A 22,367-nucleotide genomic window follows, 5' to 3' on the forward strand; every position below is an offset into this window, starting at 1 on the left:
GTGTCACGAGAAAGCGAGATGTCATGGCGGACGAAGAGCGGCTGCGCGAATACCTGACGCGGGTCGTCGCCGAACTTCAGCAGACCCGCCAACGGCTGCGCGAGGTCACCGCCGAGGAGTCCGAGCCGGTGGCGATCGTGGCGATGAGCTGCCGCTACCCGGGCGGCATCAGCTCGCCCGAACAGCTGTGGGAGTTCGTCTCGTCCGGCGGGGACGCCATCGGCGACTTCCCCACCGACCGGGGCTGGGACCTGGAGCGGCTCTACCACGCCGACCCGGACAACGCCGGCACCTCGTACACCACCTCCGGCGGGTTCCTGCACGACGCGGGGCGCTTCGACGCCGCCCTGTTCGGCATCTCGCCGCGCGAGGCGGTCGCCATGGACCCGCAGCAGCGGCTGCTGCTGGAGACCACCTGGGAACTGTTCGAGCGGGCCGGCATCGCCCCGCTGTCGCTGCGCGGCAGCCGCTCCGGCGTCTTCGTCGGCACCTCCGGGCAGGACTACGCCGCCGTGCTGCACCGGGCCCCCGGCGTCGAGGGGTACGTGCTGACCGGCACCGCCGCCAGCGTGGTCTCCGGGCGGCTGGCGTACACGTTCGGGCTGGAGGGCCCGTCGGTCACCGTCGACACCGCCTGCTCGTCGGCGTCGGTCGCCATCCACCTCGCCTGCCAGGCGCTGCGCCAACGCGAGTGCGGCCTCGCCCTGGCCGGCGGCGCGACCGTGCTGGCCACCCCCGGCCCGTTCGTCGAGTTCTCCCGGCAGCGCGGCCTCGCCGCCGACGGCCGGTGCAAGTCGTTCGCCGCGTCCGCCGACGGCACCGGCTGGTCCGAGGGCGTCGGCATGCTGCTGCTGGAACGGCTCAGCGACGCCCGCCGCAACGGCCACCCGGTGCTCGGCATCATCCGCAGCTCGGCGGTCAACTCCGACGGCGCGTCCAACGGCCTGACCGCCCCCAACGGCCCGTCCCAGCAGCGGGTCATCCGGCAGGCACTGGCCGGCGCGAAGCTCACCCCCGACCTGGTCGACGTGGTCGAGGCGCACGGCACCGGCACCACCCTCGGCGACCCGATCGAGGCCCAGGCCCTGCTCGCCACGTACGGCCGGGAGCGCGGCGACGCCGCGCCGCTGCTGCTCGGCTCCATCAAGTCCAACATCGGCCACACCCAGGCCGCCGCCGGCATCGCCGGGGTGATCAAGATGGTGGAGGCGATGCGGCACGGCATCGTGCCGGCCACCCTGCACGTCGACGAGCCCACCCCGCACGTGGACTGGGCCACCGGCGCCGTCACCCTGGTCACCGAGGCCACGCCGTGGCCGGCCGTGGACCGGCCGCGCCGCGCCGCCGTCTCCTCCTTCGGCATGAGCGGCACCAACACCCACCTCATCCTCGAACAGCCCGAGCCGGCCCGCGCCGAGGCCGACCGGCCGGAGTTGCCCGCGCCCGCGCCGGTGCTGCTCACCGGCCGCACCCGCGCCGCGCTGCGCCACCAGGCCGAGCGCTGGTCGCGGTACGTCGCCGACGAGCCGGACGCGGGCCCGGCCGACGTCGCCTGGACCTCGGTGGTCTCCCGCTCGCCCCTGGAACACCGGGCGGTCGTCCTCGCCGACGACCGCGACGGCCTGCTCGCCGCCCTGCACGCCCTCGCCGACGACCGGCCCGCCCCCGGCCTGGTCACCGGTGCCGCCGCCGAGCGCGGCGGGGTCGCGTTCCTCTTCTCCGGCCAGGGCGCCCAGCGCGCCGGCGCCGGCCGGGAACTGTACGAGACGTACCCCGTCTTCGCCGAGGCGCTCGACGAGGTCTGCGCCCACCTCGACCACCGGCTGCCCCGGCCACTGAAGCCGCTGCTGCACGCCGAGCCCGGCACCGACGAGGCGGCGCTGCTCGACCAGACCGTCTTCACCCAGGCCGCGCTCTTCGCCGTCGAGGTGGCGCTGCACCGGCTGCTCGGCTCCTGGGGGCTGGCCCCGGACATGGTCGCCGGGCACTCCGTCGGCGAGCTGACCGCCGCCCACGTCGCCGGCGTGCTCACCCTCGACGACGCCTGCGCCCTCGTCGCCGCCCGGGGCCGGCTCATGCAGGCCCTGCCCGCCGGCGGCGCGATGCTCGCCGTCGCCGCCGACGAGGCCCGGGTCGCCGAGTCGATCGCCGCGCTGACCGACCGGGTCGCCGTCGCGGCCGTCAACGCCCCCGGCGCCGTCGTCGTCTCCGGCGACGGCGCGGCCATCGACGAGCTGGCCGACCTCTGGACCGGCCGGGGGGTGAAGGTGCGGCGGCTGCGGGTCAGCCACGCCTTCCACAGCCCGCTGATGGAGCCGATGCTCGCCGAGTTCGCCGCCGTCGCCGCTGGCCTCGACCTGCGCGCCCCCACCCTGCCGGTGGTCTCCAACCTGACCGGGGAGCTGGCCGACCCGGCGCAGCTCACCGACCCCGGGTACTGGGTGCGCCACGTCCGGGAGGCGGTCCGCTTCGCCGACGGCGTACGCACCCTGCGCGCCCACGGCGTCGGCACCTTCGTGGAGGTCGGCCCCGACGCCGTCCTCACCGCCGGTATCCAGGAGACCCTCGCCGAGGCCGAGGCCGGCGACGCCGCCCCCGCCGTGGTGGTGCCGGTGCTGCGCCGGGACCGCCCGGACCGTCGCGCCCTGCTCGCCGCCCTCGCCCAGCTCCACGTCGCCGGCACCCCGGTGCGCTGGGCGGACCTGCTCGCCGACCGGCCCGGCCGGCTCGTCGGCCTGCCCACCTACCCGTTCGAGCGGCAGCACTACTGGGTGCCGGCCGAGGCGCCCGCCGACGAGGCCACCACCGGCGGGGCGGGCGCGCTCGACCGGCGGTTCTGGGCGGCCGTCGAACGCGCCGACCTCGACGCGCTGCGCGACACCCTCGCCGTCACCGACACCGCAGCCGCCGAGTCGCTGCGTACCCTGCTGCCCGTCCTCGCCGACTGGCGGCGGCAGCGGCAGGAACACTCGGTGCTCGACGGCTGGCGGTACCGGGCCGACTGGCAGGTGACCGGAGAACCCGCCCCCGCCCGGCTGGCCGGCACCTGGCTGCTGGCGCTGCCCGCCGGCGGCGCCGACGACCCGGCGGTGCGGACCGTCCGGGCCGCGCTGACCGGCGCCGGCGCCGACGTGCTGCCGCTGACCGTGGAGCCGGACGCCGACCGGGCCGGCCTCGCGGCGTCCCTCGCCGGCACCGACCCCGCCGGCGTCGTCTCCCTGCTCGCCGCCGAGCCGCCCGCCGCCGACAGCACCGTGCTGCCCGGCCTGGCCGCCACCCTCGCGCTCGTGCAGGCGCTCGGCGACGCCGGCCTGGCCGCACCGCTGTGGCTGGTCACCCGGGGCGCGGTCGCCGCCGCCTCGTACGACCGGCTCGCCGACCCGGCGCAGGCCGCCATCTGGGGCCTCGGCCGGGTGGTCGGCGTCGAGGCCCCGCACCGCTGGGGCGGCCTGGTCGACCTGCCGCCGGAGCCCGACGACCGGGCCGCCACCCGGCTCGCCGCGATCCTCACCGGATCGACCGGCGAGGATCAGCTCGCGGTACGCGGCCCCGGCGTCTTCGCCCGCCGCCTCGTGCGCGCCGCCCTCGGCGACCGCCCGCCGGTGCGCCGGTTCACGCCCACCGGCACCGCCCTGATCACCGGCGGCACCGGCGGACTCGGCGCCCGCGCCGCCCGCTGGCTCGCCGCCGCCGGAGCCGAGCACGTCGTGCTGGTCAGCCGGCGCGGACCCGACGCCCCCGGCGCCGCCGAGCTGGAGGCCGAACTGACCGGCCTCGGGACCCGGGTCACCGTCGCCGCCTGCGACATCGCCGACCGGGCCGCCCTCGCCGACCTGCTCGACCGGGTCGAGGCCGACGGCCCGCCCGTGCGCACCGTCCTGCACACCGCCGGCATCGCGCAGGCCACCCCGCTGGCGGAGGTCACCCCCGCCGAGCTGGCCGAGGTGACCGTCGGCAAGACCGCCGGCGCCGCCCACCTCGCCGACCTCCTCGCCGACCGGGAACTGGACGCCTTCGTCGTCTACTCGTCCATCGCCGCCACCTGGGGCAGCGGCGGGCAGGCCGGGTACGCGGCCGGCAACGCCTACCTCGACGCGCTGGTGCAGCGGCGGCGGGCCGAGGGCCGGGCCGGCACCGCCATCGCCTGGGGGCCGTGGTCCGACGGCGGCATGCACGCGGCGGACGCCGAGCGCAACCTGCGCCGCCGGGGCCTGCCCGCCATGGACCCGACCGTCGCCATGGGCGCGTTGCAGCAGGCCCTCGACCACGACGACGTCACCGTGACGGTGGCCGACGTGGACTGGGCCCGGTTCGCCCCCGCGTACGCCTCCGCCCGCCGCCGGCCACTGCTGGAGGGCGTACCGGAGGCGCGGGCCGCCCTCGACGGCGGCGTCGCGGTCGACGACGGCGACGAGGGCCCGGCGGCGACCCTGCGCCGGCGGCTCGCCGGGCTGGCCCCGGCCCGCCGGGAGGAGGCCGTCGCCGACCTGGTCCGGGAACTCGCCGCCGACGTGCTCGGCCACGACGGCGGGGCCGCGGCCATCCCGGCGACCACCGCGTTCCGGGACCTCGGCTTCGACTCGCTGACCGCGGTGGAGCTGCGCAACCGGCTCGTCGCCGCCACCGGGCAGGCGCTGCCCACCACCCTGGTCTTCGACCACCCCACCCCGGTCGTGCTGGCCCGGCTCCTGCTCACCGGCCTCTTCGGCGCCGACGCCGACGCCCGGCCGGCCCCCGTCGCCGCCCCGGCGGCCGTCGACGACGACGAGCCGGTGGCCATCGTCGCCATGGCCTGCCGCTACCCCGGCGGCGTCGACGACCCCGAGCGGCTGTGGCGCCTCGTCGCGGACGGCGTGGACGCCATCGGCGACTTCCCGACCGACCGGGGCTGGGACCTCGACCGGCTCTACGACCCCGACCCGGCCAACCCCGGCACCACCTACACCGACAAGGGCGGCTTCCTCAACGGGGCGGCGGAGTTCGACCCGGGCTTCTTCGGGATCTCGCCGCGCGAGGCGGCGGCGATGGACCCGCAGCAGCGGTTGCTGCTGGAGGTCTCGTGGGAGGCGGTCGAGCGGGCAGGGGTTGAGCCTGGGGTCCTACGGGGTTCGCGAACAGGGGTGTTCGTGGGCACGAATGGTCAGGACTATGGGGCCCTGCTCATGGCTGCGGGGGAGCAGGCCGAAGGGTTCGGGGCCACGGGCAACGCCGCCAGTGTGGTGTCGGGTCGGGTGGCGTACGCATTGGGGTTGGAGGGGCCGGCGGTGTCGGTGGACACGGCGTGTTCGTCGTCGTTGGTGGCGTTGCACCTGGCGGTGCAGGCGCTGCGGCGCGGCGAGTGCGACATGGCCCTCGCCGGTGGCGTCACGGTCATGGCCACCCCCGGCACCTTCTTCGAGTTCTCGCGGCAGCGTGGGCTGGCCGCCGACGGCCGGTGCAAGGCGTTCGCGGCGGCTGCGGACGGCACCGGTTGGGGCGAGGGCGTGGGCATGCTGCTGGTGGAGCGGCTGTCGGACGCCCGGCGCAACGGCCACCGCGTCCTGGCGATCGTGCGGGGCAGCGCGGTCAACCAGGACGGTGCCTCCAACGGGTTGACGGCGCCGAACGGCCCGTCGCAGCAGCGGGTGATCCGCCAGGCCCTCGCGGGTGCCCGGCTGGGCACCGCCGACGTGGACGTGGTGGAGGCGCACGGCACGGGCACGACGCTCGGCGACCCGATCGAGGCGCAGGCGTTGCTGGCCACGTACGGGCAGGGCCGCGAGGGGCACGAGCCGCTGCTGCTCGGCTCGATCAAGTCGAACCTCGGCCACACCCAGGCCGCCTCGGGCGTGGCGGGTGTGATCAAGATGGTGCTGGCGATGCGGGAGGGCGTGGTCCCCGCGACGCTGCACGTGGACGCGCCGTCCCCGCACATCGACTGGTCCGCCGGCGCCGTCGAGTTGGCGATCGAGTCGCGGCCGTGGCCGGCCGTGGACCGGGCGCGCCGGGCGGCGGTGTCGTCGTTCGGCATGTCCGGCACGAACGCCCACGTGATCATCGAGCAGGCCGACGAGCCGGAGGCCGGCGTCCCGGCCGTGCCCGGCCGCCCCGGACTGGTGGCGTCGGGCGTCGTGGTGTGGCCGGTGTCGGCGCGGTCGAAGGCCGCCCTGGCGGGCCAGGCGGCCCGGCTGGCGGAGTACGTGCGTGAGCGCGCCGAGGTCGATGCGGTGGCGGTGGGCTGGTCCCTGGCGACGACCCGGTCGGTGTTCGACCAGCGGGCCGCCGTGGTCGGTGCCACCACCGAGGAGCTGCTGGCGGGGCTGGACGCCCTGGCGTCCGGGGCGCCGGCTGGCACCGTCGTCACGGCGACGGCGTCCGGCCACGGCGCGGGTCCGGTGTTCGTGTTCCCGGGTCAGGGTGCGCAGTCGGCGCGGATGGCGGCCGGTCTGGTGGGTCGTACGCCGGTGTTCGACGCGCGGTTGGCGGAGTGCCAGCGGGCCCTTGCGCCGTACCTGGATGTCGATCTCGTGTCGGTGTTGACGGGTGAGGACGAGTCGTGGTTGGCGCGGGTCGAGGTCGTGCAGCCGGTGTTGTGGGCCGTGGGTATGGCGCTCGCGGCGGTGTGGCAGCACGCGGGGGTGACCCCGGCGGCGGTGGTCGGTCACTCGCAGGGTGAGATCGGTGCCGCGTGCGTGGCCGGGATCCTGTCTCTGGAGGACGCGGCGAAGGCCGTGGCCCTGCGGTCGCGGGCGCTGACGGTGCTGCGGGGCACCGGGACGATGGCGTCGGTGGACCTGTCGGCAGAGGCGGTGGCCCAGCGGCTGCCGGCGTTCCCGGGTGTCGGGGTGGCGGCCGTGAACGGCCCGTCCACCGTCGTGGTGTCCGGTCCGCCGCAGCCGGTCGCCGACCTGGTCGAGTCGTGCCAGGCCGACGGGGTGCGCGCCCGGTTGATCCCCGTGGACTACGCGTCGCACTCGGCCGCCGTGCAGGAGGTCGCCGAGCAGTTGCGCGCCGACCTGGCCGACATGACGCCGCAGCCGGGTCACACCCGGCTGGTGTCGACGTTGACGGGGGACTGGGTCGACCCGGCGTCGATGACGGCCGGCTACTGGTACGACAACCTGCGGCAGACCGTGCAGTTCGACGCCGCCGTGCGCGTCGCGGTCGCCGCCGGGCACACCACGTTCGTGGAGATCTCCCCGCATCCGGTGTTGACGATGCCGGTGACGGCGATCCTGGACGACGCCGGCGCGACCGGGCACACGCTGGGCAGCCTGCGCCGGGGTGACGACGACGCGGCGCGGCTGCTGACGAACCTCGCCACCGCCCACACGATCGGCCTGCCCGTCGACCTGACGGCCGTGCTGGCCCGCACCGACGCCGTCGCGCTGCCCACGTACGCCTTCGCGCACGGACGCTTCTGGCTGGACGCCCCCGCGCACCGGGTGCGCGACGTCGGCTCGGCCGGCCTCCAGGACACCGACCACCCGCTGCTCAGCGCGGCCGTACCCGTCGCCGACGACCAGACGGTGGTGCTGACCGGGCGGCTGTCGGTGCGTACCCACCCGTGGCTGGCCGACCACGCCGTCGGCGGGGCGGTGATCGTCCCCGGCACCGGGCTGGTCGACATGGTGGTCCGGGCCGGCGACGAGGTCGACGCCGGCCAGGTGGGCGACCTCACGCTGATCAACCCGCTGGTGCTCCCGCCGGCCGGCGCGGTGCAGGTGCAGGTACGCGTGGGCCCGCCCGGCGACGCCGGCGAGCGGAGCGTCACCGTGCACTCCCGCCCCGAGGAGGACGCCGACGCCGAGTGGACCCGGCACGCCGAGGGCCTGCTGCTGGCGCACCTGCCCGCCCCGATCGCCGTACCGGGGCAGTGGCCGCCGGCCGACGCCGTCGAGGTCGACGCCGACCTGGACGCCTGGTACGCGCAGATGGCCGAGGGCGGCCTCGGCTACGGCCCCGCCTTCCGTGGCCTGCGACGGGTGTGGCGTGGCGACGGCGAGGTCTACGCCGAGGTGGCCCTGCCCGAGGAGGCGACCGCCGACGCGTCCCGCTTCGGCCTGCACCCGGCCCTGTTCGACGCCGCCCTGCAGGCCAGCGGGATCACCGCCCTGCTCGGCGACGCGGCGGACACCTCCGGGGCGGGCTGGATGCCGTTCGCCTTCCGCTCGGTCGCCCTGCACGCCCACGGCGCCACCCGGCTGCGGGCGCGGCTGCGGTCGCTCGGCCCGGACACCGTCGCGGTGACCCTCGCCGACACCGCCGGCCAGCCGGTCGCCACCGTCGAGTCGCTGACGTTCCGCCCGGTCGCCGCGGGCCGGGCCGACGAGGCCGCCGCCCTGCGCCGCACCTCGCTGTTCCACCTGGACTGGACGCCGCTGACGGGCACCGACGCGGCAGCCGGGGAGGCCCGCTGGGCGCTGCTCGGCGACGACACCCTCGGCCTGGCCGGGGCGCTCGCCGCCGCCGGGCACCCGGTGCGGGTCCACGCCGACCTGGCGACGTTGGTCGCGGCGGTCGAGGAGTCCGGGGACGTACCCGATGTGGTGCTGGACCTGCGCCCCGGCGCGGAGACGGACCCGCAGCGGGCCGGCGCGGCCGCGCACGACGCGGCCCGCGACGCGCTCGCGCTGGTGCAGCAGTGGCTGGGCGAGCCCCGGCTGGAGCGGTCCCGGCTGGTGCTGCACACCCGGGGCGCGGTCGGCGCCGCCCCGGGCGAGGCCCCCCGCGACCTGGCCCGGGCGAGCCTGTGGGGGCTGGTGCGCTCGGCGCAGTCCGAGCACCCCGGCCGGTTCACGCTGCTCGACACCGACGACGCCGCCGCCTCCCTGGCGGCCGTCCCGGCGGCCGTCGCCTCCGGCGAGCCGCAGCTCGCGCTGCGCGACGGCGTGCCGATGGTGCCCCGGCTGGCCCGGGCCCGCGACGCCGGGGTGCTGCCGCTGCCCGCCGACGAGGTGCCGTGGCGCCTCGACGTCACCGAGAAGGGCACGCTGGAGAACCTGGCCCTGCTGCCCGGCCCCGAGGTCTCCGGGGAACTGCCGGCGGGCCACGTCCTGGTCGGGATGCGCGCCTCCGGGCTGAACTTCCGCGACGTGGTGCTGGCCCTCGGCATGGTCCCCGACCAGGAGGTGCTGGGCAACGAGGGCGCCGGCGTGGTGCTCGGCGTCGGGCCGGGGGTCACCGACCTCGCCCCCGGCGACCGGGTGATGGGCATCTTCTCCGGCTCGTTCTCCTCGGCGGCGGTCACCGACCGCAGGCTGCTCACCCGCGTCCCCGACGGCTGGTCGTACACCGACGCCGCCGCCGTGCCCGTGGTCTTCCTGACCGCCTGGTACGGCCTGGTGGAGCTGGCCCGGCTGCGCGCCGGGGAGTCCGTGCTCGTCCACGCGGCGGCAGGCGGCGTCGGCATGGCCGCCGTGCAGATCGCCCGCCACCTCGGCGCGGAGGTCTACGGCACGGCCAGCCCCGGCAAGTGGCCGGCGCTGCGCGCCACCGGCTTCGACGACGCGCACCTCGCCTCCTCCCGCAGCCTCGACTTCGCCGGGGAGTTCCGCGACCGCACCGGCGGGCGGGGCGTCGACGTGGTGCTCAACGCCCTCAGCGGCGAGTACGTCGACGCGTCGCTGCGGCTGCTCGCCGACGGCGGCCGGTTCGTCGAGATGGGCAAGACCGACAAGCGGGACCCGCAGCGGGTCGCCGCCGACCACCCCGGAGTCAGCTACCAGGTCTTCGACCTCATCGAGGCCGGCCCGGAGAAGATCGGCGCGATGCTGGGCGAGCTGATGGCGCTCTTCGCCGCCGGTGCGCTGCGGCCCCTGCCCCGGCGCACCTGGGACGTCCGGCGCGCCCCCGAGGCGTTCCGCTTCCTCAGCCAGGCCCGGCACGTCGGCAAGCTCGCCCTGAGCGTCCCGCAGGCGCCCCGGCTCGACGGCACCGTCCTGGTCTCCGGGGCGACCGGCACCCTCGGCGCGCTGCTCTGCCGGCACCTGGTCACCGCGCACGACGCCCGGCAACTGCTCCTGGTCAGCCGGCGCGGCCCGGACGCCGAGGGCGCCGACGAGCTGCTGGCCGACCTCAAGGCGCTCGGCGCGGACGTGTCGATCGTCGCCGCCGACCTGGCCGACCCGGACGCCGTGGCGGACGTGCTCTCCATGGTGGACCGGCGGCACCCGCTGCGCGCCGTCGTGCACGCCGCTGGCGTCCTCGACGACGCCACCGTCGAGTCGCTCACCCCGGACCGCCTCGACACGGTGCTGCGGCCCAAGGTCGACGTGGCCTGGAACCTGCACCGGGCCACCCTCGGCCACGAGCTGAGCGCGTTCGTGCTCTTCTCCGCCGCCGCCGGCGTGTTCGGCGGCCCCGGCCAGGGCAACTACGCCGCCGGCAACGCGTTCCTCGACGCCCTCGCCGAGCACCGGCGGGCCCTCGGCCTACCGGCCGTCGCGCTGGCCTGGGGCCGCTGGGCGCAGGCCAGCGGCATGACGGGGCACCTCGACTCGGCCGACATCCGCCGGCTCGACCGGGGCGGCATGGCGGCGCTCTCCAACGAGGAGGGCCTCGCCCTGTTCGACGCGGCCTGGCGCTCCGAGCGGGCGACGCTGCTGCCCGCCAAGATCATCACTGGGGTGGCCGCGCCCGGTGCGCCCGTGCACCCGCTGCTGGCGAACCTGGTCCGCGCCGCCGGCCGTCGGGCCGCGGCCGGCGAGGCCGCCGACGGGCAGGCGTACGCCGAGACGCTGCGCTCCCTGCCCGCCGACAAGCGGGTACGCGCCCTGCGCGACCTGGTGCTGTCGCACGTGGCGGTCGTCCTCGGCCACGGCGACCCGGCCGGCATCGAGCCGACCCGGGCGTTCCGGGAACTCGGCTTCGACTCGCTCACCGCCGTCGAGCTGCGCAACCGGCTCGGCGCGGCCACCGGGCTGCGGCTGCCGGCGACGCTGGTCTTCGACAACCCGACGCCCGAGGCGCTCGCCACCCACCTGGCCGGTCAGTTCGCCCCGGCGACCCCGACGGGCGAGGCGTCGACGGCCGGCCGGGAACTGGACCGGCTGGAGGCGGCGCTCGTCGGGCTCGACCCGACCGACGACGAGTTCCGCAAGATCACCGACCGGCTGCACGGCCTGCTGGGCCGGCTGACCGAGCGGCAGGCGGACGCGGACGGCGACGACGACGACCTGGAGTCGGCCACCGCCGAGAACATCTTCGACCTGATCGACCGCGAGCTGGAGACGTCGTGACCACCAGCCGCAACGACATCAGCCGCAACGACATCGGCATGCCGAGTGAGGTAGGTCCACGGTGAGCAACGAGGACGAGAAGTACGTCGAGTACCTGAAGCGTACGACCTCGGAGCTGCGGCGTACCCGGCGGCGGCTGCGCGAGCTGGAGACCCGGGACTCCGAGCCCATCGCCATCGTGGCGATGAGCTGCCGCTACCCGGGCGGGGTCGACAGTCCCGAGGCGCTGTGGCAGCTCGTGCACGACGGCGGCGACGGGATCGGGCCGTTCCCCGCCGACCGGGGCTGGGACCTGGAGAACCTCTTCCACCCCGACCCCGACCACCCGGGCACCAGCTACGTGCGCGACGGCGGCTTCGTCTACGCCGCCGCCGACTTCGACGCCGACCTGTTCGGCATCTCGCCCCGCGAGGCCGTCGCCATGGACCCGCAGCAGCGGCTGCTGCTGGAGACCTCCTGGGAGGCGTTCGAGCGGGCCGGGCTGCCGCTGCCGGCCGTACGGGGCAGCCGTACCGGCGTCTTCGTCGGGGCGTCCTCGCACGGCTACGACGGCATGATGGCGCAGGCCGAGAACGGCGAGGGGCACCTGCTCACCGGCAACGCCACCAGCGTCATCTCCGGCCGCGTCGCGTACACCCTCGGGCTGGAGGGGCCGGCGGTCACCGTCGACACCGCCTGCTCGTCCTCGCTGGTCGCCGTCCACCTGGCCGCCCAGGCACTGCGCAACGGCGACTGCGAGCTGGCCCTGGCCGGCGGCGTGACGGTGATGCCCACCCCGGCGGTCTTCGTCGGCTTCAGCCGGCAGCGCGGCCTCGCCGCCGACGGCCGGTGCAAGGCGTTCGCCGCCGGCGCGGACGGCACCTCCTGGTCCGAGGGCATCGGCATGCTGCTGCTCACCCGGCTCTCCGACGCGCAGCGGCACGGCTACCCGGTGCTCGCCGTGGTGCGGGGCAGCGCGGTCAACCAGGACGGCGCGTCCAACGGGCTCAGCGCCCCGCACGGCCCGTCCCAGGTCCGCGTGATCCGCCAGGCCCTCGCCAACGCCCGGCTCACGCCCGAGCAGGTGGACGTGGTCGAGGCGCACGGCACCGGCACCCGGCTCGGCGACCCGATCGAGGCGCAGGCCCTGCTCACCACGTACGGGCAGGACCGCGACGAGGCCGCGCCGCTGCTGCTCGGGTCGGTGAAGTCGAACATCGGGCACACCCAGGCCGCCGCCGGTGTCGCCGGTGTGATCAAGATGGTGATGGCGATGCGGCACGGCGTCGTGCCGCCGACCCTGCACGTCGACGAGCCGTCCCCGCACATCGACTGGACCGCCGGGGCGGTCACCCTCGCCACCGCCGCCACGCCCTGGCCGGCCGTGGACCGCCCGCGCCGGGCGGCCGTGTCGTCGTTCGGCGTGTCCGGCACCAACGCGCACACCATCATCGAGCAGGCCCCGGCCGAGGTCGAGGCGGAGGCGGAGCCGACCGCGCCGCAGGCCCGCGCGGTGGCCCCCGTGCTGCTCTCCGCCCGCTCCGACGCCGCGCTCGCCGCGCAGGCCGGCCGCTGGGCCGCCCGCTTCGCCGCCGACGACACCCTGCGCCCGCTCGACGTGGCCTTCTCGTCGGTCACCTCCCGCTCCACCCTGGACCGGCGCGCCGTCGTCTCGGCGACCGGCCGCGACGACCTGCTCGCCGCGCTGCGCGCCCTCGCCGCCGGGGAACCGGCCGGCACCGTCGTGCGCGGCGCCGGGTCGCCGCGCGGCCAGCTCGCGGTGCTCTTCTCCGGCCAGGGCGCGCAGCGCGCCGGCATGGGCCGGGAGCTGTACGCCGAGTTCCCCGTCTTCGCCGCCGCGCTCGACGAGGTGTGCGGGTACCTGGACCGGGCCCTGCCGCGCCCCCTGCGCGAGGTGCTCTTCGCCGCCGAGGGCTCGGCCGACGCCGAGCTGCTGGACCGGACGGTGTTCACGCAGGCCGGCCTGTTCGCCGTCGAGGTGGCGCTGTTCCGCCTCGTCGAGTCGTTCGGCATCGCCCCCGACCTGGTCGCCGGCCACTCGATCGGCGAGGTCACGGCCGCGCACGTGGCCGGGGTGCTGTCGCTGGAGCACGCGTGCGCGCTGGTGGCGGCGCGGGGCCGGCTGATGCAGGCGCTGCCCACCGGCGGCGGGATGCTGGCCGTCGCGGCCACCGAGGCCGACGTCCTCGCCACGCTCGACGGTCTGGCCGACGTGGGGATCGCGGCGGTCAACGGGCCGACGTCGGTCGTGGTCTCCGGTGCCGTCGAGGCCCTGGACGAGGTGGAGCGCGTCTGGCGGGACCGGGGCGTACGCACGCGCCGGCTCACGGTCAGCCACGCGTTCCACAGCCCCCTGATGGAGCCGATGCTCGCCAGGTTCCGCGCGGTGCTCGACAAGCTCACCTTCGCGGCGCCGTCGCTGCCCGTCGTGTCGAACGTGACCGGCGGGCTCGCCGACGCCGACGAGATCCGCACGGCCGACTACTGGGTGCGCCACGTCCGCGAGGCCGTCCGCTTCGCCGACGGGATCGCCGCGCTGCGCGCCGCCGGGGCGGACACGTTCCTGGAGATCGGGCCGCGCAGCGTACTGACCGCGATGGTCGGCGACGCCCTGCCGGACGGGGACGGCGTGCTCGCCGTGCCGGCGCAGCGCGGGGACCGGCCCGAGGCCCACGGGCTGCTGGCCGGGCTGGCCGAGCTGCACGTGCGCGGGGTGGCCGTCGACTGGCAGCCGTGGTTCGCCGACACCGGCGCGCGGCGGGTGGACCTGCCCACGTACGCCTTCCAGCACCAGCGCTACTGGCCCGAGATCGGCGGCACCGCCGGAGCGACCGCGCCGACCGACACGACCGAGGGGGACTTCTGGGCGGCGGTGGAGCGCGGGGACCTGACCGGGGTCGCCGCCCACCTGGCCGTGCAGGACGACCCCGCGGCGGTCGAGGCCCTCGCCCCGGCCGTACCGGTGCTCTCGTCGTGGCGACGGGCCCGGCAGCGCGACGCCGTGGTGGACGGCTGGACGTACCGGGTCGAGTGGGAGCCCGTCCGCCCCGCCGCCGCGCCCGCGCTGACCGGCCGCTGGCTGGTCGTCACCGCCGACGCCGACGACGCCGGGGTGGCCGGCACGCTGACCGGCGCCGGCGCCCACGTCGACACCCTCACCATCGCCCCCGGCGCCGACCGCGCCGAGCTGACCGGGCTGCTGCGCGGCCACGGCGACCAGGGCTGGGCCGGCGTGCTCTGCGTGCTGCCCGCGACCGACCGGGCGCTGCCGGACGCCCCGGCCGTCTCCGTCGGCGCCGCGCTGCTGCTCACCCTCACCCAGGCGCTCGCCGACGCCGGCCTGCCCGGCCGGCTCTGGTGCCTCACCCGGGGCGCCGTCCGCGTCGGCGGCGACACCCCCGCCGACCCGTGGCCCGCCCTGGCCTGGGGCCTGGGCCGGGTCGTCGCCCTCGAACAGCCGGACCGCTGGGGCGGCCTGGTCGACCTGCCCGCCCGCGCCGACCGGACCGCCGCCGACGCGCTGCTCGCCGTCCTCGCCGACGCCGGGCACGACCAGGTGGCGATCCGCCCGCAGGGCATCCTCGGCCGGCGGCTGGTGCCGGCCGCGCCGCCCGCCGGTGCGGGCTGGCGGCCCGCCGGGACGGTGCTGGTCACCGGCGGTACGGGTGCCCTCGGTCGGCACGTGGCCCGCTGGTTGCTGGCCAACGGGGCTGCCGAGGTGGTCCTCGCCTCGCGGCGGGGCCCGGCGGCGCCGGGCGCGGCCGAGCTGGTCGACGAGCTGGGCGCGGTACGGGTGGTGGCGTGCGACGTCACCGACCGGGCGGCGGTCGACGCGCTCGTGGCGGACCTGCCCGGGCTGACCGCCGTCGTGCACACCGCCGGCGTGGTCGACGACGGCGTCCTCGACGGGCTCGACCTGACCCGGATGCAGGCCGTCCTCGACGGCAAGGTCCGCGCCGCCCGGGTGCTGCACGAGGCCACCGCCCACCGCGACCTCGACGCGTTCGTGCTCTTCTCCTCCCTCGCCGGGGTCATCGGCAGCGCCGGACAGGGCAACTACGCGGCGGCCAACGCCTACCTCGACGCGTTCGCGGCCTGGCGACGCGACCAGGGCCTGCCCGCCACCGCCATCGCCTGGGGCGCCTGGGCCGAGGACGGCATGGCCGCGGCGCTGACCGCCCGGCTCGCCCGGGGCGGGGTCGACGCGCTCCCCGTCGCCGAGGCCGTCACCGCCCTCGGCCGGCTGGTCAACACCGCCGAGCCGGCCGTCACCGTCGCCGACGTCGACTGGGGACGCCTCGCCGCCTCCTGGGGCCGCCCGACGCCACTGATCGCCGCCCTGCCCGGCGTGCCCGCCGTGCCCACCGGCCCCGCCCGCGCCGTGGTGGTCGGCCGGTCCCTGCCGCAGCTCGCCGACCTCGTGCGCACCCAGGCCGCCGTCGTGCTCGGCTACCCGGCCGGCCAGCCGCTGCCCGAGCGCACCTTCCGCGACCTCGGCTTCGACTCGCTCACCGCCGTCGAGCTGCGCAACCGGCTCACCGCCGAGACCGGCATGACCCTGCCCGCCACGCTGGTCTTCGACCACCCCACGGTCGCCGAACTCGCCGCGCACCTGCACGGCCTCACCGCCGGGCACACCACCGGCGAGGTGGTCGCCGACGGCACCGGCCGCGACCGCGAGCCGATCGCCATCGTCGCGATGAGCTGCCGCTTCCCCGGCGGGGTCACCTCTCCCGAGCAGCTCTGGGACCTGCTGGCCACCGGCACCGACGCGCTGAGCCTCATGCCCGGCGAGCGCGGCTGGAACCTCGCCGAGCTGTACCACCCCGACCCCGAGCACCTCGGCACCAGCTACGTCCGCGAGGGCGGCTTCGTCGCCGGGGCCGGCGAGTTCGACCCGGCGTTCTTCGGCATCAGCCCCCGCGAGGCCCTCGCCATGGACCCGCAGCAGCGGCTGCTGCTGGAGGCCACCTGGGAGGCGTTCGAGCGGGCCCGGATCGACCCGACCGCCCTGCGCGGCAGCCGCACCGGCGTGTACGTCGGCACCAACGGCCAGGACTACGGCTCGCTGCTGATGGCCGCCGGGGACGTCGACGAGAACTACCTGGCCACCGGCACCTCCGCCAGCGTCATCTCCGGCCGGCTGGCGTACACCTTCGGGCTGCACGGCCCGGCGGTCACCGTCGACACCGCCTGCTCGTCGTCGCTGGTCGCGATGCACCTGGCCGCGCAGGCCCTCCGGACGGGCGAGTGCGACCTCGCCCTGGCCGGCGGCGCCACCGTGATGGCCACCCCGGGCATCTTCGTCGGCTTCTCCCGCCAGCGCGGCCTCGCCGCCGACGGCCGGTGCAAGCCGTTCGCCGGGGCCGCCGACGGCACCGGCTGGGGCGAGGGCGTCGGCCTGCTGGTGCTCCAGCGCCTCTCCGACGCCCGCCGCGACGGCAACCCGGTCCTCGCCGTGCTGCGCGGCAGCGCCGTCAACCAGGACGGCGCCTCCAACGGCCTCACCGCCCCCAACGGCCCCGCCCAGCAGCGGGTGATCCGGCAGGCCCTCGCCAACGCCGGACTCACCGCCGACCAGGTGGACGCCGTCGAGGCGCACGGCACCGGCACCACCCTCGGCGACCCGATCGAGGCGCAGGCGTTGCTGGCCACGTACGGGCAGGACCGGCCCGCCGACCGGCCGCTCTGGCTCGGCTCGATCAAGTCGAACATCGGGCACACCCAGGCCGCCGCCGGCGTCGCCGGGGTGATGAAGATGGTCCTGGCGATGCGGCACGGGGTGCTGCCGCCCACCCTGCACGTGGACGAGCCCACCCCGCACGTCGACTGGAACGCCGGCAGCGTCGAGCTGCTCACATCCGCCCGGCCGTGGGAGCCGGCCGACGGCGTACGCCGCGCCGCCGTCTCCTCGTTCGGCATCAGCGGCACCAACGTGCACACCATCCTCGAACAGGCCCCCGCCGACGGGCCGGAGTCCGCGCCGGCGGCCGACGGGCCGACCGGGGAGCTGCCCTGGGTGCTCTCCGGGCGCACCGTCGACGCCCTCACCGCCCGCACCCGGGACCTGCTCGACCACCTCGACACCGTCGACGACGACGTGCTCGCCGACGTCGGCTGGTCGCTGGCCGCCACCCGCGCGTCCCACGACCACCGGGCCGTCGTCTTCGCCGCCGGCCGCGACGAACTGGCCGCGTCCCTCGACGCGCTCGCCGCCGGCCGGCCCACCCCGCAGACCGTCACCCGCGCCCCCGGCACGCCGGGCGAGGTCGCCTTCGTCTTCCCGGGCCAGGGCTCCCAGTGGGTCGGCATGGCCGCCGAACTGCTCGACACCGCCCCGGTCTTCGCGGAGAAGTTCGCCGCCTGCGCCGAGGCGCTGCGCCCGTACGTCGACTGGTCGCCGACCGACGTGGTGCGTGGCGCGCCCGACGCCCCGTCGCTGGAGCGCGTCGACGTCGTGCAGCCCACCCTGTTCGCGGTCAGCGTCTCGCTCGCCGCGCTCTGGGAGTCGTACGGGGTGCGCCCCTCCGCCGTCGTCGGCCACTCGCAGGGCGAGATCGCCGCCGCACACGTCGCCGGCGGCCTCACCCTCGACGACGCGGCGGCCGTGGTGGCCCTGCGCAGCCGCATCATCGCCGGCATCGCCGGGGACGGCGGCATGGTCTCGGTCGCCACCACCGCCGACGAGGTCACCGCGACGATCACCCGCTGGGCCGGCCGGATCGCCCTGGCCGCCGTCAACGGGCCCACCTCCGTCGTGGTCTCCGGCGACAGCGCCGCCCTCGACGAGCTGGTCGCCCACTACGAGTCCCGCGAGGTGCGGGTGCGCCGCGTCCCCGTGGACTACGCCTCCCACTCCGCCCACGTCGAGCAGCTGCGCGAGCAGCTCCTGGACCTGCTCGCCGGGCTGCGGCCCCGCACCGGCGAGGTCCGGTTCCGCTCCACCGTCGAGGGGGACTGGCTCGACACCGCCGCCCTCGACGCCGACTACTGGTACCGCAACCTGCGGCAGACCGTCCGCTTCGACGACGCGGTGCGCAGCCTCGTGGCCGCCGGCTACCAGACCTTCGTCGAGGTCAGCGCCCACCCGGTGCTGACCATGGCCGTGCAGGAGAGCGTCGAGCTGGCCGCCGCAGACCCGGACGCGGTCACCGTCACCGGCAGCCTGCGCCGGGGCGAGGGCGGCCTCGGCCGCTTCCTGCGCGCCCTGGCCGAGGTCTGGACCGGGGGTACGGCGGTGGACTGGCGGCCCGCCTTCACCGGCCTCGCCGGACGCCGCCTCGACCTGCCCACGTACCCGTTCCAGCGGCAGCTCTACTGGCCGCAGCCGTCCGCCGCGCCCGCCCCGGCCGCCGGCGTCGCCGGCCCGGCGCAGGACGACGAGGTCGACGCCCGGTTCTGGGCGGCCGTCGAGGCGGAGGACCTGGCCGCGCTCACCGCCGAACTCGCCGCCGCGACCGAGTCGGAGCCCGTGCCGGACGCCGCGTTCGCGGACGTGCTGCCGGTCCTCGCCGCCTGGCGTCGCCGGCACCGCGACCAGGCCACCGTGGACTCCTGGCGGTACCGGGACAGCTGGACGCCGATCGCCGGCGACGCGGCCGGCGAGCCCGCCGTCACCGGCACCTGGTGGCTGCTTACCGGCCCCGACGACACCGGCGTTGCCGAGGCCGACTTCTGCGCCGAGGCGTTGCGGCGGCCCGGCGGCACCGTCGTACCGCTGGCGCTGGACGCGGACCGCACGGACCGGGCGGCGCTCGCCGCCCGGCTGCGCGACCTCGCCGACGGCGGCACGCCCGCCGGGATCCTGTCGCTGCTGCCGCTCGACGAGACGCCCGCCCCGGCGCACCCGTCGGTGCCGGTCGGCTTCGCCGGCACCGTGACCCTGGTGCAGGCGCTCGGCGACGCCGGCGTCCGCGCGCCGCTGTGGTGCCTCACCCGGGGTGCCGTCGCCACCGGCCCGGCCGACCCGCTGCCGCACCCGCTCCAGCAGCTCACCTGGGGTTTCGGCCGGGTCGCCGCGCTCGAGCACCCGGACCGCTGGGGCGGCCTCGTCGACCTCCCCGAGGAGCTCGACGACGCGGCCGGCCGCCGGCTGGTCCGCGTCCTCGCCGGCGCCGACGGGGAGGACCAGGTCGCGCTGCGGTGGGCCGGCGCCTTCGGCCGGCGACTGCTGCACGCCCCGCTCGGCGACGCCCCCGCCCCGCGCACCTGGCGGCCCTCCGGCACCGCCCTGGTCACCGGCGGCACCGGCGCGCTCGGCGGACACATGGCCCGCTGGCTCGCCGCCAACGGCGCCGCGCACCTGGTGCTGGTCAGCCGGCGCGGCCGGCAGGCCGAGGGCATCGCCGACCTCGAGGCCGAGCTGGTCGCACTGGGCGCCCGGGTCACCGTCGCCGCCTGCGACGCCGCCGACCGGTCGGCGCTCGCCGCCGTCCTCGCCGACCTGCCGCCCGAGTACCCGCTGACCACCGTCGTGCACACGGCCGCCGTGCTCGACGACTCGGTGATCAACTCGCTGACCCTGGAGCAGGTCGACTACGCGCTCAGCGCGAAGGTGACCACCGCCCTGAACCTGCACGAGCTGACCCGCGAGCTGGACCTCGACGCGTTCATCCTGTTCTCCTCGATGGCCGGCACCGTCGGCAGCTCCGGCGTGGGCAACTACGCCCCCGGCAACGCGTTCCTCAACGCCCTCGCCGAGCACCGGCGGGCCCTCGGCCTGCCCGCCACCTCCATCGGCTGGGGCGCCTGGGGAGGCGGCGGCATGGCCGACGGCGAGTTCGGCCAGATGCTGCACCGCCACGGCGCACCGGAGATGCCCCCGCGCCTCGCCGTCGCGGCCCTGCACCAGGCCGTCGAGCACGACGAGACCTTCCTGACCATCTCGAACATCGCCTGGGACCGGTTCTTCGTCGCGTTCACCGCCACCCGGCCCGGTCCACTGATCTCGGAGATCCCCGAGGCGCAGCGGTTGCAGGCCACCAAGGGCCTCGCCGAGACGAAGGAGACCGACGAGGCCGGGCCGGCCGGCGCGTTCACCCGGATGAGCGCCGCCGAGCGCCAGCAGGCGCTGCTCGACCTGGTCCGCGACCAGGCGGCCATGGTCCTCAAGTACGCCGACGGCCAGGCCGTCGACCCGCACCACGCGTTCCGGGACCTCGGCTTCGACTCGGTGACGGCGGTGGAGCTGCGCAACCGGCTCGCCACCGCCACCTCGCTGCGGCTGCCGGTGACCCTGGTCTTCGACTACCCGTCGCCGACCGCGCTCGCCCGGCACCTGCACGAGGAACTGGGCGGCGAGGCCGCCGTGGCCGTCGAGGCCGCCCCGGTGACGCTCGGCGACGACGAGCCAGTGGCCATCGTCGCCATGTCCTGCCGCTTCCCGGGCGGGGCGAACGACCCCGACCGGTTCTGGCAGATGCTGCACGCCGGCCGTGACGCCGTGTCCGACCTACCCGGCGATCGGGGCTGGGACGTCGAGCGGCTCTACGACCCCGACCCCTATTCCACCGGCACCTCCTACGTCCGCAGCGGCGCCTTCCTCTACGAGGCGGCGGAGTTTGATGCCGGTTTCTTCGGGATTTCCCCCCGCGAGGCGTTGGCCATGGATCCGCAGCAGCGGTTGCTGCTGGAGGTTTCGTGGGAGGCGGTCGAGCGGGCAGGGGTTGAGCCTGGGGTCCTTCGGGGTTCGCGAACAGGGGTGTTCGTGGGCACGAATGGTCAGGACTATGGGGCCCTGCTGATGGTGGCGGGGGACGAGGTGGAGGGCTTCGCGGGCACGGGCAACGCCGCGAGTGTGGTGTCGGGTCGGGTGGCGTACGCATTGGGGTTGGAGGGGCCGGCGGTGTCGGTGGACACGGCGTGTTCGTCGTCGTTGGTGGCGTTGCACCTGGCGGTGCAGTCGCTGCGGCGCGGCGAGTGCGACCTCGCCCTCGCCGGCGGCGTGACCGTGATGTCGACCCCCGGGCTGTTCGTGGAGTTCTCCCGGCAGCGCGGCCTGGCCGCCGACGGCCGGTGCAAGGCGTTCGCCGCGGGCGCCGACGGCACCGGTTGGGGCGAGGGCGTCGGGATGCTGCTCGTGGAGCGGCTGTCGGACGCCCGGCGCAACGGCCACGAGGTGCTGGCCATCGTGCGGGGCAGCGCCGTCAACCAGGACGGTGCCTCCAACGGTCTGACCGCCCCGAACGGCCCCTCGCAGCAGCGGGTGATCCGGCAGGCCCTCGCGTCGGCGCGGCTCTCCACGGCCGACGTGGACGTGGTCGAGGCGCACGGCACCGGCACGACGCTGGGCGACCCGATCGAGGCGCAGGCGCTGCTGGCCACGTACGGGCAGGAGCGCGACGCGCCGCTGCTGCTCGGCTCCGTCAAGTCGAACATCGGCCACACCCAGGCCGCCGCCGGCGTCGCCGGCGTGATCAAGATGGTGCTGGCGATGCGCGAGGGCGTGGTTCCCGCGACGCTGCACGTGGACGCGCCGTCCCCGCACATCGACTGGTCCGCCGGGGCCGTCGAGTTGGCGATCGAGTCGCGGCCGTGGCCGGCCGTGGACCGGGCGCGCCGGGCGGCGGTGTCGTCGTTCGGCATCTCCGGCACGAACGCCCACGTCATCATCGAACTGCCCGAGGACCTCCCCGCCGAGAGCGCGGAACCCGACGGCGAGGCCACCGAGAGTCGCAGCCCGGGGCTCGTGGCCTCCGACGTCGTCGTCTGGACGGTGTCGGGGCGGTCGAAGGGCGCGCTGGCCGGTCAGGCCGCCCGCCTGGCCCAGCACGTCCGCGTGCACGCCGACATCGACGCGGCGGCGGTGGGCTGGTCCCTCGCCGCCACCCGGTCGACGTTCGACCACCGGGCCGCCGTCGTCGGCGCCGGGGTGGCCGAGCTGCTGGCCGGGCTCGACGCCCTGGCCGCCGGCGCGCCGGCGGGGAACCTCGTCACGGGTACGGCCGCCGGAACCGGTGCGGTGTTCGTGTTCCCGGGTCAGGGTGCGCAGTCGGCGCGGATGGCGGCCGGTCTGGTGGGTCGTACGCCGGTGTTCGACGCGCGGTTGGCGGAGTGCCAGCGGGCCCTCGCCCCGTACCTGGATGTCGATCTCGTGTCGGTGTTGACGGGTGAGGACGAGTCGTGGTTGGCGCGGGTCGAGGTCGTGCA

General features: G+C 76.6%; 2 protein-coding genes. Both read left to right on the forward strand.

What is annotated here, in order from left to right; all coding sequences use genetic code 11:
* The first annotated feature begins 23 nt into the window (after positions 1 to 23).
* Positions 24 to 11,219: a type I polyketide synthase gene (locus ACPXCB_RS25970; protein ID WP_425878256.1), complete on the forward strand. Its 11,196-nt coding sequence runs from the start codon at positions 24 to 26 to the stop codon at positions 11,217 to 11,219.
* A 61-nt stretch (positions 11,220 to 11,280) separates the two neighbouring features.
* Positions 11,281 to 22,367 (forward strand): type I polyketide synthase (locus ACPXCB_RS25975; protein WP_425878258.1); only part of this gene is annotated, 11,087 nt, incomplete at its 3' end.

Origin of the sequence: Micromonospora sp. DT62 (genome assembly GCF_049847285.1) — a bacterium.
GTDB lineage: Bacteria > Actinomycetota > Actinomycetes > Mycobacteriales > Micromonosporaceae > Micromonospora > Micromonospora reichwaldensis.

What these genes read in the sequence shown, in the direction of transcription:
- ACPXCB_RS25970 (WP_425878256.1), top strand. Translation starts at nt 24, where the DNA reads ATGGCGGACGAAGAGCGGCTGCGCGAATACCTGACGCGGGTCGTCGCC.